Annotated in this window: 12 protein-coding genes and 1 pseudogene; 2 read left to right on the top strand and 11 right to left on the bottom strand. The window is 71.0% G+C overall.

Annotation, left to right across the window (positions count from 1 at the left end):
- Window positions 1-38: 38 nt before the first annotated feature.
- Window positions 39-812, top strand: coding sequence for a 6-phosphogluconolactonase (gene pgl, locus AB0J74_RS00855; RefSeq protein ID WP_363442850.1), 774 nt, complete (start codon window positions 39-41; stop codon window positions 810-812).
- A gap of 76 nt (window positions 813-888) precedes the next feature.
- On the opposite strand, the gene AB0J74_RS00850 is transcribed toward pgl, so the two are convergent.
- The 10 genes from AB0J74_RS00850 to AB0J74_RS00805 form a co-directional block, all read right to left on the bottom strand.
- A complete protein-coding gene (locus tag AB0J74_RS00850; protein WP_363442847.1) occupies window positions 889-1,233 on the bottom strand; it encodes an RNA polymerase-binding protein RbpA in 345 nt (114 codons plus the stop codon).
- Between the two features lie 156 nt (window positions 1,234-1,389).
- On the bottom strand, window positions 1,390-1,644 hold the full coding sequence (gene secG, locus AB0J74_RS00845; RefSeq protein ID WP_363442844.1) for a preprotein translocase subunit SecG: 255 nt from the start codon (window positions 1,642-1,644) through the stop codon (window positions 1,390-1,392).
- A 135-nt stretch (window positions 1,645-1,779) separates the two neighbouring features.
- The gene (gene tpiA / locus AB0J74_RS00840; RefSeq protein WP_363442841.1) at window positions 1,780-2,571 is read right to left on the bottom strand and encodes a triose-phosphate isomerase; all 792 of its coding nucleotides are present in this window, start codon (window positions 2,569-2,571) and stop codon (window positions 1,780-1,782) included.
- Window positions 2,571-3,767 carry a phosphoglycerate kinase gene (locus AB0J74_RS00835; protein WP_363442838.1) on the bottom strand — a complete coding sequence of 399 codons (1,197 nt, stop codon included), beginning with the start codon at window positions 3,765-3,767 and terminating at the stop codon, window positions 2,571-2,573. Before AB0J74_RS00835 ends, tpiA begins: the two co-directional genes overlap by 1 nt.
- 5 nt (window positions 3,768-3,772) lie before the next feature.
- Complete coding sequence (gene gap / locus AB0J74_RS00830; RefSeq protein ID WP_363444004.1) at window positions 3,773-4,777, bottom strand: type I glyceraldehyde-3-phosphate dehydrogenase; 1,005 nt, start codon at window positions 4,775-4,777, stop codon at window positions 3,773-3,775.
- A 144-nt stretch (window positions 4,778-4,921) separates the two neighbouring features.
- Complete coding sequence (gene whiA / locus AB0J74_RS00825; RefSeq protein WP_116074554.1) at window positions 4,922-5,902, bottom strand: DNA-binding protein WhiA; 981 nt, start codon at window positions 5,900-5,902, stop codon at window positions 4,922-4,924.
- A 57-nt stretch (window positions 5,903-5,959) separates the two neighbouring features.
- Window positions 5,960-6,913 carry a uridine diphosphate-N-acetylglucosamine-binding protein YvcK gene (gene yvcK, locus AB0J74_RS00820; RefSeq protein WP_363442834.1) on the bottom strand — a complete coding sequence of 318 codons (954 nt, stop codon included), beginning with the start codon at window positions 6,911-6,913 and terminating at the stop codon, window positions 5,960-5,962.
- The gene (rapZ, locus tag AB0J74_RS00815) at window positions 6,913-7,806 is read right to left on the bottom strand and encodes an RNase adapter RapZ (protein ID WP_363442831.1); all 894 of its coding nucleotides are present in this window, start codon (window positions 7,804-7,806) and stop codon (window positions 6,913-6,915) included. The genes yvcK and rapZ overlap by 1 nt, the downstream gene beginning before the upstream one ends.
- A gap of 11 nt (window positions 7,807-7,817) precedes the next feature.
- Window positions 7,818-9,896: an excinuclease ABC subunit UvrC gene (uvrC, locus tag AB0J74_RS00810; protein ID WP_363442828.1), complete on the bottom strand. Its 2,079-nt coding sequence runs from the start codon at window positions 9,894-9,896 to the stop codon at window positions 7,818-7,820.
- Between the two features lie 73 nt (window positions 9,897-9,969).
- Complete coding sequence (locus tag AB0J74_RS00805) at window positions 9,970-10,434, bottom strand: Rieske (2Fe-2S) protein (protein WP_363442825.1); 465 nt, start codon at window positions 10,432-10,434, stop codon at window positions 9,970-9,972.
- A gap of 429 nt (window positions 10,435-10,863) precedes the next feature.
- Here AB0J74_RS00805 and AB0J74_RS00800 point away from each other — a divergent pair, with 429 nt between their 5' ends.
- Window positions 10,864-11,106, top strand: coding sequence for a hypothetical protein (locus tag AB0J74_RS00800; RefSeq protein WP_363442823.1), 243 nt, complete (start codon window positions 10,864-10,866; stop codon window positions 11,104-11,106).
- Between the two features lie 911 nt (window positions 11,107-12,017).
- On the opposite strand, the pseudogene uvrA reads toward AB0J74_RS00800, so the two are convergent.
- Window positions 12,018-14,915, bottom strand: a pseudogene (gene uvrA / locus AB0J74_RS00795) (excinuclease ABC subunit UvrA); the annotation flags it as partial.
- Window positions 14,916-14,988 lie beyond the last annotated feature (73 nt).

The following is a 14,988-nucleotide window of genomic DNA, read 5'->3' as shown; positions in this document are numbered from 1 at the left end:
GGCTCCGCGCCGACCACCCCCACGCCGGGCGCCGACGCATGAGTGAGACGGGTGTCATCGTCCACGCCGATGCCGACGTGCTGGCGCACGCGGTGGCGGCGCGGTTGGTGGTGGCGCTGATCGACGCACAGGCCGACCGCGGTGCCGCGGCGTGGGTGCTGACCGGTGGCCGCATCGCCGGCGCGACACACCGGGCCGTCCGGGACCTGCCGGCCAGCGACGCGGTCGACTGGTCGCGGGTCGACTTCTGGTGGGGTGACGAGCGGTTCCTGCCGGCCGGGCATCCCGACCGCAACGAGACCCAGGCCCGTGAGCAGCTCCTCGACGCGCTGAAGGTGCCGGCGGCCCGGGTGCACGCGATGCCGCCGTCCGACGGCCCGGACGGCAACGACCCGGAGGCGGCGGCGGCCCGCTACGCGCAGGAGCTGGCCCGGGCGGCCCGGCCCGGCACCGCCCCGCTCCCCCACTTCGACGTGCTGATGCTCGGCGTGGGCGAAGACGGCCACGTGGCGTCGGTGTTCCCGGAGCACCCGGTGGCCTACGAGACCCGCCCGGTGAGCGCGGTGCGGGGCAGCCCGAAGCCGCCGCCGGTGCGGATCACGCTGACCCTGCCGACGATCAACACCGCCGACGAGGTCTGGCTGGTCGCGGCCGGGCCCGACAAGGCCGGCGCGGTGGGCATGGCCCTGGCCGGCGCCGGGCCGGTGCAGCTGCCCGCGGCGGGCGTGCACGGCGTCAACCGCACGATCTGGCAGCTCGACAGCGCGGCCGCGGCGCAGGTGCCGCGCACCTTCCGCAGCGTCCGGACCTGACCGGCCAGCCCGGGCAGGTCGAACGGGCGGCGGCGCCGGTCGCGTTCACGACCGGCGCCCGCTGCTGGAGCGGCGGCTAGTTTTCGCCGCGGCGCTGGCGGAGGTTGGCGAGCGCCTCGGCGAGGATGGCGGCGCCGTCGGCGTCGCTGCGGCGCTCCTTCACATAGGCCAGGTGGGTCTTGTAGGGCTCGCTGCGCGGCCGGCCGGGCGGGTTGGCCGCGTCGAGGCCGCCCGGCTGCCCACAGCGGGGGCAGTCCCAGGTCACCGGTGGGGTGACGTCGGCGGCGAGGGAGACCTCGGTCGGGTGGGAGTTGGCGCACCAGTAGGTCACCGGATGGCGAGGTGCGGGCTCGCACCGCTCCGTCGGTCGGATCGGGCCGGAACCGACGCGGGTGCCTCGGATTGCGCTGCCGCTTGGCACGGTATCTCGCTCCTGTCGTCGTGCGGGGTCGGCCGCGGGGGACGCGGCTTCCTGACGCGGTGAAGCGGAACTAACCTGAGCTGGAAAAACAGTGCGCGGCCCGGATCAGACGTCCGGACCGCGCACGATTTTACGACTGTTTGGCCGACATGAGGGTCAGCTTGCGACCGCGAGTTTGAGCCAGAGGCCCAGACCCACGATGCACGCGAACCACACGACCCCCACCAGCAGGGTGTAGCGGTCGAGGTTTTTCTCGGCGATCGAGGAACCGGCGAGGTTGGTGCTGACGCCGCCGCCGAACATGCTGGACAGGCCGCCACCCTTGCCGCGGTGCAGCAGGATCAGCATCGTCAGCAGCACGCTCGTGATGATCAGCAACACGATCAACGTGTAGGCGAATGCGATCGGCATGGTGGTGGTCGTTCCTCTCGGTGGGCGCTTCCTCGAAACCAGGTTCTCCGTGCCGACCGAAGGTCCAGGCATCGGTGGCGGCATCGCCAAGGATAGCGGCCGGGTCCGCGGTGTGCGGACCCGGCCGGTGCCCCACTACTTCTTGAGGTGCTCCGGGAACCGGACGATCTGCACGAACTCGTCGGCGTCGATGCTGGCGCCGCCGACCAGCGCACCGTCGACGTCGGGCATGGCCATGATGCCGGCCACGTTGTTGGCCTTGACCGAGCCCCCGTACAGGATGCGGGTGGTCTCGGCCGTTTCGGCGTCGAACCGCTCCTGCAGCCGGGCCCGGACCGCGCCGCAGACCTCCTGCGCGTCGTCCGGCGTCGCCGTCTTGCCGGTGCCGATCGCCCAGACCGGCTCGTAGGCGATGACGACCTTGCGGACCTGCTCGGCCTTGAGCCCGGCGAGCCCGGCCTCGAGCTGCGACGTGCAGTGCGCCACGTGCCCCGCGGCCTCGCGGACATCCATGCCCTCACCGAGGCAGAAGATCGGCGTGAGGTCGTTGGCCAGTGCCGCCTGCACCTTGGCGTTGACCACCTGGTCGTCTTCGTGGTGGTGTTGCCGCCGCTCGGAGTGGCCGACCACGACGTAGGAGCAGCCGAGCTTGGCCAGCATCGGGCCGGAGATGTCGCCCGTGTAGGCGCCACCCTTGTGCGGCGAGAGGTCCTGTGCGCCGTACCCGATGAGCAGCTTGTCGCCGTCGACCAGGGTCTGCACGCTGCGCAGGTCGGTGAACGGCGGGATCACCACCGTCTCGACGTCGGTGAGCTGCTGCTCGTTGAGGCTGAACGCCAGCTTCTGGACCAGGGCGATGGCCTCGAGGTGGTTGAGGTTCATCTTCCAGTTGCCGGCCATCAACGGCCGGCGCGCGAGCGGCGCCATCAGGACTCCAGAGCGGCGATGCCCGGAAGGCTCTTGCCCTCCAGGTATTCCAGCGAGGCTCCCCCGCCGGTCGAGATGTGGCCGAAGGCGTCGTCGTCGAGGCCGAGCGCGCGGACCGCGGCCGCGGAGTCACCGCCACCGACGACGGTCAGGCCGTCGACCTTCATGATCGCCTCAGCCACGCCCCGGGTGCCGGCCGCGAACGGCGCCAGCTCGAAGACGCCCATCGGGCCGTTCCAGAAGACCGTGCGCGCGTCGCCGAGAGCGCCGGCGAAGGCGGCCACGCTGGCCGGGCCGATGTCGAGCCCGAGCCGGTCGGCCGGGATCGCGTCGACGGCCACCACCTCGTGGTCGGCGTCGGCCGCGAACGCGGTGGCGGCCACCACGTCGGTCGGCAGCAGGATCTTGTCGCCGCCGCGGGCGAGCAGGTCGCGGCAGGTGTCGACCATCTCGTCTTCGAGCAGCGACTTGCCGATGCCGTGGCCCTGGGCCCGCAGGAACGTGAAGCACATGCCGCCGCCGACCAGCAACCGGTCGACCTTGGGCAGCAGCGCCTCGATGACCGCGAGCTTGTCGGAGACCTTCGCACCGCCGAGCACCACCACGTAGGGGCGCTCCGGGTCGGTGGTCAGCCGGTCGAGCACCTCGACCTCGCGGAGCACCAGGCCACCGGCGAAGTGCGGCAACCGCGCGGGTACGTCGAAGACGCTGGCGTGCTTGCGGTGCACCGCGCCGAACGCGTCGTCGACGTATGCCTCGGCGAACGCCGCGAGCTGGTCGGCGAACGCGCCGCGCTCGGCGTCGTCCTTGCTGGTCTCACCGGCGTTGAACCGCAGGTTCTCGAGCAGCAGCACCTGACCGCCGGCGAGGGCGTCGACCTTTTGGCGCGCCGAAGGGCCGACCGTGTCTTCCGCGAAGACGATCGGGCCGTCGAGCAGCTCGCCGAGCCGGGTGGCGACCGGGGCCAGCGTGTATTTCGGGTCGGGCGCGCCCTTGGGGCGGCCCAGGTGGGACATCACGATCACGGCGGCGCCCGCGTCGCGGAGCGCCTCGATGGTGGGTAGGACGGCCCGGATCCGACCGTCGTCGGTGATCAGACCCGGCTGGTCCTTGGCGAACGGGACGTTCAGGTCGGCGCGCACCAGGACGCGCCGACCTGCGACTCCCTCCGCGAGGAGATCGTCAAGCGTCTTCATGATGGTCAGAGCGAGGCCCCGACGAGCTTGACCAGGTCGGCCAGGCGGTTGGAGTAGCCCCACTCGTTGTCGTACCAGCCGACGACCTTGACCTGGTTGCCGATGACCTTGGTCAGGCCCGAGTCGAAGATGCACGACGACGGGTCGGTGACGATGTCGGTCGAGACGATCTCGTCTTCCGTGTAGGTCAGGTAGCCCTTGAGCGCGCCGGCCGCCGCTTCCTTCATCGCGTTGTTGACCTCTTCGACGGAGGTCTCGCGCGCGACGTTGACGGTCAGGTCGGTCGCCGAGCCGGTCGGGATCGGCACCCGCAGCGCGTAGCCGTCGAGCTTGCCCTTGAGCTCCGGGAGCACCAGGCCGATCGCCTTGGCGGCACCGGTCGAGGTCGGCACGATGTTGAGCGCGGCCGCGCGGGCCCGGCGCAGGTCCTTGTGCGGGCCGTCCTGCAGGTTCTGGTCCTGCGTGTAGGCGTGGATCGTGGTCATCAGGCCGTGCTCGATCGTGAACGTGTCGTTGAGCACCTTCGCCATCGGCGCGAGGCAGTTGGTGGTGCACGAGGCGTTCGAGATGATCGTGTGCTTCGCCGGGTCGTAAAGGTTGTCGTTGACACCCATGACGACGGTGAAGTCTTCGTGCTTGGCCGGCGCGGAGATGATGACCTTCTTGGCACCACCGTCGACGTGCGCCCGCGCCTTGGTCGCGTCGGTGAACAGGCCGGTCGACTCGATCACGACGTCGGCGCCCAGGTCACCCCAGGGCAGCTTGCCCGGGTCGCGCTCGGCGAACACCTTGAACGACTGCCCACCGACCGAGATCTCGTCGGCCGTGGCCTTGACCTCGAACGGCAGCCGGCCGAGGATCGAGTCGTATTTCAGCAGGTGTGCCAGGGTGGCGTTGTCGGTGAGGTCGTTGGCGCCGACCAGCTGGATGTCCGCCCCAGAGGCGAGGACGGCCCGGAAGAAGTTGCGGCCAATGCGGCCGAACCCGTTGATGCCAACCCGGATGGTCACAGGTTTCATCTCCTCGATGATGAGATTGCCGGCCGCCGCGAATACCGCGTACGCCGGCCGGTGTTAGAACCGGTTGCCGGCCCCGTCGCCGTACCTGACGACAGTATCTGAGTGGCTGTTTTGCCGACGCGGCAGGTGGGGGTGTCAGACCACCAACATGTCGGGCGTCACAGCCGCCTCGGTGTCGGGTATGCCGAGATCACGCGCCCGCTTGTCGGCCAGGGCCAGCAGTCGGCGGATCCGGCCGGCGATGGCGTCCTTCGTCAACGGCGGGTCGGCGAGCGCACCGAGTTCTTCGAGGGACGCCTGACGGTGATCGAGGCGCAGCTTGCCCGCCGAGGTCAGATGCGTCGGTGCGTCGTCGGCGAGGATCTCCAGGGCCCGGGTCACCCGGGCCGCGGCCGCCACCGCCGCCCGCGCCGAGCGGCGCAGGTTGGCGTCGTCGAAGTTGGCCAGCCGGTTGGCGGTGGCCCGCACCTCGCGCCGGACCCGGCGCTCCTCCCAGGCCAGCACGCTGCTGTGCGCGCCGATCCGGGTGAGCAGCGCGGAGATCGCGTCGCCGTCCTTGACCACGACCCGGTCGACACCGCGGACCTCGCGGGCCTTGGCGGTGATGCCGATCCGCCGGGCGGCGCCGACCAGCGCCAGCGCGGACTCGGGGCCCGGGCAGGTGATCTCCAGCGCGCTGGAGCGGCCCGGCTCGGTCAGCGAGCCGTGTGCCATGAAGGCGCCCCGCCAGGCCGCCACCGAGCAGCAGACGTTGCCGGAGACGACGTGCTGCGGCAGGCCCCGGACCGGGCGGCCCCGGACGTCGAGCAGGCCGGTCTGGCGGGCCAGGATCTCGCCGTCCTTGACCACCCGCACGATGTAGTGGCTGGCCTTGCGCAGGCCGCCGGACGCCAGCACGTGGATCTCGCTCGGGTAGCCGTATACCTCGGCGATCTCGCGGCGCAGGCGGCGCGCGACCGCGCCGGTGTCGAGCTCGGCCTCGACCACCACCCGGCCCGAGACGATATGCAGGCCGCCGGCGAAGCGCAGCAGCGCCGCCATCTCGGCCCGCCGACAGCACGGCTTGGGCACGTCGACCCGACTCAGCTCGTCCTTGACCGCGGCGGTCATCGCCATAACTCTTCGTCACCTCGCGTGCTGGTCTCCGGCCGGAAGCCGGTGGGTCTCACGTGCTTAACGACTGGCGCCCAGGACAGGCACCAGGGCCGCCCCCAGAGCGGCAGGATCATGCCTCGGACTGCCGTCGGCGTCGGCCACCGGTGCGAGGACCAGCCGCGCACCCAGCGATTCTGCCGCACGACGGACGGGTTCGGGGTCACCGACGGCGGTCCCGTCGGCGAGAACCGTGTCAACTTTCAGGCCGGGCAGATACCACTGCAACGCGGCCAGGTGATCAGCAGCCGACAGGCCCCAGGTCTCGGGCTCGGCTGCCAGGTTGAGGGTCACCAGCCGGCGCGCCGGGCTGGCCACGATCGCGGCGGCCAGGTCGGGCACCAGCAGGTGCGGGATCACGCTGGTGTACCAGCTACCGGGCCCGAAGATCAGCCAGTCGGCCCGCTCGACCGCGGCCACCGCCTCCGGGCACGCGGGCGGGTCGGCCGGTGTCAGCCGGACCGCCTCCACCCGGCCGGGCGCGACCGCCACCGCGTGCTGGCCCTCCACCGTCAACAGCGTCAGCGGCCGGCGTGGGTCGGCGCCGCGCACGTCGGCCTCGATGCCGACCGGCTTGACCGCCATCGGCAGCACCCGGCCGGCGGCGTCGACCATCCGCGCCGCGTGATCCAAAGCGGACACCGGGTCGCCGAGCTGTTCCATCAGCCCGACGAGTACCAGATTTCCGACAGTGTGGCCGTCGAGCGAGCTGTGATCGCGGCCGTCGGGCGCGAACCGGTGCTGGAAGAGCTCGGCCGTGGCCTGCGTGTCGGGCCGGTCGGCGGCCAGCGCGGCCAGCGCCTGGCGCAGGTCGCCGGGCGGCAGCGCGGACCGCTCGGCCCGCAGCCGGCCGCTCGAGCCGCCGTCGTCGGCGACCGTGACGACGGCCGTGATGTCGAGGTCGGCGTCGAGGCCACGCAGGGCGCGCAGCGAGGCGGACAGGCCGTGGCCACCCCCGAACGCGACGACCCGCATCACTCACGCCCCAGGTCGCGGTGTTGCGCCGACGCGGAGACCCGGGCCTCGCGCAGCCGGGTGGCCAGCTCCTCGGCGATGGCGACGCTGCGGTGCTTGCCGCCGGTGCAGCCGACCGCCACCGTCAGGTAGCGCTTGCCCTCGCGCTCGAAGCCGGGCGCGGTGCCGACGATCAGCCGCGAGTAGGTCTCGACGAACGGCACCGCGCCGTGCTGGCCGAGCACGTAGCCGCTGACCGCCTCGTCGCGCCCGGTCAGGTCGCGCAGCTCCGGCACCCAGAACGGGTTGGGCAGGAAGCGGGCGTCGAGCACGAAGTCGGCGTCGGGCGGCAGGCCGTATTTGAAGCCGAAGCTGAGCACGGTCACCTTGAGCCGGCGGGCGTCTTCACCGCCGAACATCTCCTCGATCCGGCGGCGCAGCTGGTTGACGTTGAGGTGGCTGGTGTCGATGATCACGTCGGCCTGGTCGCGGGCCTCCTCGAGCAGCTTGCGCTCGGCCGCGATGCCGTCGGCGAGCCGGCCGTCGCCCTGCAGCGGGTGTGAGCGGCGGACGCTCTCGAAGCGCCGGATCAGCACGTCGTCGTCGGCGTCGAGGAAGACCACGTGCGGGTTGAAGCCGCGCTTCTTCAGCGCGTGCACGGCACCGGTCAGGTCGGCGGAGAAGGCCCGGCTGCGCACGTCGAGCACCATCGCGGTGAGCCGGGCCGGGCCGCCGGCGGCGTAGGCCAGCTCGGCCATCTCCAGCATCAGCGTCTGTGGCAGGTTGTCGACGACGTAGAAGCCGACGTTCTCCAACGCGCGCGCGACCGTGCTCCGGCCCCCGCCCGAGACGCCGGTGACGATCACGAGCGTGGTGTCGGACCTGTCCAACTCGTCGTTCTCCCGCTCACCCACGACGCGAAATCCTAGGCATCGCGGGAAACATCGGACTCATCGCCCTCTTCTGTCGCTGTCGGGATGGGTTCGTCGGGCGCCGGCCGGGCCGGCGCTGGGGTCGGCTCGGCCGGCGGTGTCGGATCGTCTGTCGCGGCGGGCTCGTCTGTCGCGGCTGGCCCGTTCGGCGCCGGTTCGCCGCCGAGGGCGGCCTTGATCGCCTCGGCGGTGCGCAGGCCGAAACCGGGCACCGAGGCGATCTCCTCGACGGTGGCCGCGGTCAGCCGCTTGACCGAGCCGAAGTGGCGCAGCAGCACCTTGCGGCGGATCTCGCCGAGCCCCGGGACGCCGTCGAGCTGCGACGCGGTCATCCGCTTCGAGCGGCGCTCGCGGTGGAACGTGATGGCGAACCGGTGCGCCTCGTCGCGGGCACGTTGCAGCAGGTAGAGCCCCTCGGAGGTGCGCGGCATGATGACCGGGAACTGGTCGTCGGGGATCCAGACCTCTTCGAGCCGCTTGGCCAGGCCGCACAGCGCGATGTCGTCGATGCCCAGGTCGCGCAGCACCGCGGCCGCCGCGCGCACCTGCGGCTCACCGCCATCGACCACGACCAGTTGCGGTGCGTACGCGAATCGGCGCGGCTTGCCCGTACGCGGGTCGATTCCGGGTCGGTCCGGGTCGATCTCCATCTCGTCACCGAGCTCGCCGGTCTCGGCGCGCGAGTCGAGGTAGCGGGCGAACCGCCGGCGCAGCACCTCGGAGATCGCGGACAGGTCGTCGGTCGCACCCTTGATCACGAAGCGCCGATATTCACTCTTGCGGGCTAACCCGTCTTCGAAGACGACCATGCTGGCCACCACGTCGGTGCCCTGGATCTGCGAGATGTCGTAGCACTCGATGCGCAGCGGGGCGGTATCCATGCCGAGCGCCTCGGCGATCTCCTCGAGCGCCTGGCTGCGGGTGGTCAGGTCGGCCGACCGCTTGAGCTTGTGGCGGGCCAGCGCCTCGTGCGCGTTGCGGGCGACGGTGTCGAGCAGCGCCTTCTTGTCGCCACGCTGCGGCACCCGCAGGCTCACCCGGCTGCCGCGGTGTTGGCTGAGCCAGTCGGCGAGCGCGTCGTCGTCGGGCGGCAGCGCCGGCACCAGCAGCTCGCGGGGCACGTCGGTCTCGCCCTGCTCGCCGCCGTAGACCTGGGAGCAGAAGTGGTGCACCAGGTCGCCGGTGCTCAGGTCTTCGGTCTTCTCCACGACCCAGCCGCGCTGGCCGCGCACCCGCCCGCCACGGACGTGGAAGACCTGCACCGCGGCCTCGAGCGGGTCTTCGGCGAAGGCGACCACGTCGGCGTCGGTGCCGTCGCCGAGCACGACGGTCTGCTTCTCCATCGCCCGGCGCAGGGCGGCCAGGTCGTCACGGAGCCGGGCGGCGCGCTCGAACTCGAGCTCCTGGCTGGCCGCCATCATCTCGCGGTCGAGCCGGCGGATCAGGGTGTCGGTCTTGCCGGCCATGAAGTCGACGAAGTCGTCGACGATCTGCCGATGCTCCGCCGCGGTCACCGAGCCGACGCAGGGCGCCGAGCACTTGCCGATGTAGCCCAACAGGCACGGACGGCCGATCTGGCCGGCGCGCTTGAAGACGCCTTTGGAGCAGGTGCGCGCCGGGAAGACCCGCAACAGCAGGTCGAGCGTTTCGCGGATGGCCCAGGCGTGTGAATAGGGACCGAAGTAGCGCACACCCTTGCGCTTGGCGCCGCGCATCACCTGGAGCCGCGGGAACTCCTCGTCGAGGGTCACCGCCAGGTAGGGATAGGACTTGTCGTCGCGGTAGCGCACGTTGAACCGCGGGTCGTATTCCTTGATCCAGGTGTATTCCTGCTGGAGCGCCTCGACCTCGGTGCCGACGGTGATCCAGTCGACCGACGCCGCCGTGGTGACCATCTGGCGGGTGCGCTGGTGCAGCCCGTAGGGGTCGGCGAAGTAGGAGTTGAGCCGGCTGCGCAGGTTTTTGGCCTTGCCGACATAGATGACCCGACCGGTCGCGTCACGGAACCGGTAGACGCCCGGAAGCTCCGGTATCGAGCCCGATGGGGGGCGGTAGGTCGACGGGTCAGCCACGGCGGCAAGCGTAACGCTCACCCCTGTCAAGATCGGTTGATCTTGGTGGCCGACCCGCCGGCCCGCCCGGCTGTTATGCCAGGACGATCTCGTCGCCCTTGACCACGACCTCGCGGGAGGTCAGCGGCCGCGTCGCCGGCCCGTTGCGCGGCTCACCACTGTCGAGCGCGAACTTGCTGCCGTGGCAACTGCAGTTGATCGTGCCGCTGTCGACGCTGGCGATCGGGCAACCCTGGTGGGTGCAGACCGCGCGGAACCCGTGGAACTGCCCCGCGGTCGGCTGCGTCACGACCATCTGGGCCGACGTGAAGATCGCGCCGCCACCGACCGGCACGTCCGCGACCTTGCCGAGCACCTGGCCGCCGCCGTTGCTGCCCGGGTCTTCGGCCTGGTCGGTGGGCTCGCCGGCCTGTCCCGAGGTGGCCGCCGACCCGGCATCGTCGTCGGCGCCGCAGGCGCTGAGCACGGTCACTGCCCCGACCGCCCCCACGCCGGCCAGCAGCGCACGCCGGCTGGTCACCGTCTCTTCCTTACTCATCCGCTATGCCTCTCCTCGGCCGCACGGTCAGTTGAAAGTTCTACTTCCCCGCCAAGTCACACGAACGGTTGCCGCCTCTGGTTCAGCCCGCGCGGGTCGGACATTTCGTTCCGGCACGATACTGAGCCAAGCCTTGTGACCTGCTGTGGCCCCTCTTCGAACGAGATCCACGTCGCCGCCGTCCGGCGTCACCCCCGGCCCAGCCGCGGCTGAGGGCGACTGGTGGACGGTGAGGTCGATGCCGCGCGGTCGGCCCGGTTGCCGTCCCCACCGATCTCGTCGCTACGGTCTGCGCCCGGGGTCGGCGCTGGTTGCTTTGCCGGCCGCCGACGGTGACAGCGCCGCGCCACCCCCCGGAAGCGGTGCGACGACGTCCCGTCCGGCGTATAGTCGTCACCCACCCGCTCCTCGATTGGGTCCAACATGCCCATGTCTGGGCGATCCGGCAATCGCACCAGGCACCCGGCCACAACGGGGGCGGCCAGGACTACCGCCGAGCCCGCCGCGACCGCGCGCTTGCGGCTCAACACCGCCGAGATCATCACCCACACACCGTTCGTCGATTCCCATGCCGTACGTGCCGGCCTGCTCGGGCGCGCGACCGACCATCAGCTCCGCGAACGGCGCAGCGTCGGTCAGCTCAGACCCGCCGCCCACGTGCCGGTCCACTAGAGATCTGGGAAACAAATGCACCCTCAGCAGCCATCTTTTACCTAGTTCTCGCCGCGAGGGGTGCCAAATGCCGCAGATGCCACTGATTCCTCAGCCCTCGAACGGCGGAGCCGCATCACCGCGCGGCCGGGTCGGGCCGGGCCGGCAAGCGGAGCAGGCCGGTCCACGACCGGGCGCGAGTCTCCACGCCAGGCCGAGCGGCGCGGCGCACCGCATGGACGGGGGAGCCGAGCCCGCAGGCCGGGCGCCATGCGGCGCGGACCACAAGTACCGACCCGACGCCGGGGCGGTGTTGCGGCTGGCGCAGGGTGACTACGACCAGGGAACCCGAGCCGACGGGCCTACCCCAGGCAGCGCAGGCCGGCGGATGACCGGGCCGCCGCGCGGCCAGGTGGCACGGGGTCAACGCGTCGGCCAGGTACCCGAGTCGCCGAGCCCGCCGCCGGGCCGCGGGGCCCGAGCGGAGTTCCCGGAGCCCGCACCGTCCGGAGTCGTGTCCGAGCCCAAAAGGGCCCGGGTGTTCAGCCGCGCGCGCGGGTGGTGGTCTTGGAGGCCGTGCGGGCGCGGGGAGCGGCCTTCTTCGCCGGCTTCTCCTCGGTGGGTGTTGCGGCCTTCCCCCGGGTGCTGGTCGTCGTTGCCTTGGTGGCCTTGGCCGCGGTGGTCTTGGCCGCGGTCGCCTTCGCCGCGCCGGTCGCCTTCGCCGCGCTGGTCGCCTTCGCGGCCGGCGCTGCCTTCGCCGCGGCCGCGGACTTCCGGGCCGGCGCGGTCTTCGCCGCCGCGACGGTCTTCGACCGCGTGGCCCGACCGTTCGTGGCCGGCGCCGGCTCGTCGTCGGCAGGCAAGGTCTGCGCCTTCGGCACCGCCGCCTTGCCGTTGCCGTTGGTCTTGCCGTTGCCGTTGGTCTTGCCGTTGCCGTTGGCCTTGGCCGCCCGCGCCGTCGCCTTGTCGGAGCCCTTTGGTGGGCCGGTCAGTGCCAGCGTGTGGCGCAGGAACTCGCCGGTCGCGCTTTCCGGGACCTCGGCGATCTCCTCCGGGGTGCCGGCCGCGATCAGCAGGCCGCCCCGGTGGCCGCCGGACGGGCCCATGTCGATGATCCAGTCGGCGGTCTTGATGACGTCGAGGTTGTGCTCGATGACGATGACCGTGTTGCCCTTGTCGACCAGGCTCTCCAGGACCTTGAGCAGCTTGCGGATGTCTTCGAAGTGCAGGCCCGTGGTGGGCTCGTCGAGGACGTAGACCGTGCGGCCGGTCGAGCGCTTCTGCAGTTCGGACGCCAGCTTGACCCGCTGCGCCTCACCGCCGGACAGCGTGGGGGCCGGCTGGCCCAGGCGGACGTAGCCCAGGCCGACGTCGACCAGCGTCTTGAGGTGGCGGTGGATCGCCGGGATCGCCTCGAAGAAGGTCGACGCCTCCTCGATCGGCATCTCCAGCACCTCGGAGATCGTGCGGCCCTTGTAGTGGACCTCGAGCGTCTCGCGGTTGTAGCGGGCGCCCTTGCAGACCTCGCACGGCACGTACACGTCGGGGAGGAAGTTCATCTCGATCTTGATCGTGCCGTCGCCCGCGCAGTTTTCGCAGCGGCCGCCCTTGACGTTGAACGAGAACCGGCCCGGGCCGTAGCCGCGGACCTTGGCCTCGGTGGTCTCCGCGAACAACTTGCGGATGCTGTCGAAGACGCCCGTGTAGGTGGCCGGGTTGGAGCGCGGCGTGCGGCCGATCGGTGACTGGTCGACGCCGACGACCTTGTCGAGGTCGTCGAGGCCGGTGACCCGCAGGTGGCGGCCCGGCACCAGCCGCGCGCCGTTGAGCTGGTTGGCCAGCACCGTGTAGAGGATGTCGTTGACCAGGGTGGACTTGCCCGAGCCGCTGACGCCGGTGACCGCGATGAAGGTGCCGAGCGGGAACGGCACGGTCAGGTTCTTCAGGTTGTGCTCGCGGGCGCCCTGCACCACCAGCTCGCGGCCCGGCGTCGCGGGCCGGCGGACCATCGGCGTCGGGATCTGCCGGCGGCCGGACAGGTAGGCGCCGGTGATCGACTCCTCGCTCTTCAGCAGGTCGTCGAAGGAACCACTGTGGACGATCTCGCCGCCGTGCTCGCCCGCGCCGGGGCCGATGTCGACGACCCAGTCGGCGGTGCGGATGGTGTCTTCGTCGTGCTCGACCACGATCAGCGTGTTGCCCAGCCGGCGCAACCGGACCAGCGTCTCGATCAGCCGGTGGTTGTCGCGCTGGTGCAGGCCGATCGACGGCTCGTCGAGCACGTAGAGCACGCCGACCAGACCGGAACCGATCTGGGTGGCGAGCCGGATGCGCTGCGCCTCGCCGCCGGAGAGGGTGCCGGCCGGCCGGTCGAGCGACAGGTAGTCGAGTCCCACGTCGACCAGGAACCGCAGCCGGGCGTTGATCTCCTTGAGCACCCGCTCGGCGATCAGCTTCTGCCGGTCGTTGAGCTCCATGCCGCCGAGCAGCTCGGCGCAGTCGCCGACGGACATGCCGGTGACCTCGGCGATGTTGCGGCCGTCGATGGTGACCGCGAGCACCTCGGGCTTGAGCCGCGCGCCGCCGCAGACCGGGCACGGCACGTCGCGCATGTAGCCCTCGTATTTGTCGCGCGACCAGTCGGACTCGGTGTCGCCGTGCCGCCGCTCGATCCACTGCACCGCGCCCTCGAAGCCGGTGTAGTAGGACCGCTCGCGACCGTATTTGTTGCGGTAGCGGACGTGCACCTGGTCGTGCGAGCCGTAGAGGATCGTCTTCTGGGCGCGGTTGGACAGCGCCCGCCACGGGGTGTCGAGGTCGAAGTGCTCGGCGTCACCGAGCGCCTGCAGCAGGCGCAGGAAGTATTCGAGTGTCTGGTTGGTCGCCCACGGCTGGATCGCGCCCTCGCGCAGGGTGCGCTCCGGGTCGGGGACCACCAGCTCGGGATCGACCTCTTTCTTGGTGCCGATGCCGGTGCACTCCGGGCAGGCGCCGTAGGGCGAGTTGAACGAGAACACCCGGGGCTCGAGGTCTTCGATCGCCAGCGGGTGGTCGTTGGGGCACGCCAGGTGCTCGGAGAAGACCCGCTCGCGGGTCGGCGAGTCGTCGGGCTCGTCGACGAACTCGACCAGCACCACGCCGGCGGCCAGCCGCAGGGCGGTCTCGATCGAGTCGGTCATCCGCTGCTTGGCCGAAGCCTTCACCGCGAGCCGGTCGACGACCACCTCGATGGTGTGCTTCTCCTGCTTCTTGAGCTTGGGCGGCTCGGTCAGCGGATGCACCACGCCGTCGACCCGGGCCCGCGCGAAGCCCTTGGACTGGAGCTCGGCGAAGAGGTCGACATATTCGCCCTTGCGGCCGCGGACCACCGGGGCCAGCACCTGGAAGCGGGTGCCCTCGGGCATCGACAGCACCCGGTCGACGATCTGCTGCGGGCTCTGCCGGGCGATCGGCTCACCACAGACCGGACAGTGCGGCTCGCCGACCCGGGCGTAGAGCAGCCGCAGGTAGTCGTAGACCTCGGTGATCGTGCCGACCGTCGAGCGCGGGTTGCGCGAGGTCGACTTCTGGTCGATCGACACCGCCGGGCTCAGGCCCTCGATGAAGTCGACGTCGGGCTTGTCCATCTGGCCGAGGAACTGCCGCGCGTACGAGGAAAGTGACTCTACGTAACGCCGCTGACCCTCTGCGAAGATCGTGTCGAAGGCCAGGCTGGATTTGCCGGACCCGGACAGCCCGGTGAAGACGATCATTGCGTCGCGGGGCAAATCCAGGTTGACGTCGCGCAGGTTGTGCTCCCGCGCGCCGCGGACGATCAGTCGGTCGGCCACTGCCCAGCCCACTCCTGACATGATGGAAGACCTGCAGAATCTCTGCCTCGGCAACTCTAACCGCGGGGTATGA

The sequence above is a fragment of the Asanoa sp. NPDC049573 genome (genome assembly GCF_040676615.1).
Classification (GTDB): domain Bacteria; phylum Actinomycetota; class Actinomycetes; order Mycobacteriales; family Micromonosporaceae; genus Asanoa.
The sequence above is the reverse complement of the archived record's forward strand: the minus strand, read 5'-3'. Positions and strand labels throughout refer to the sequence as shown.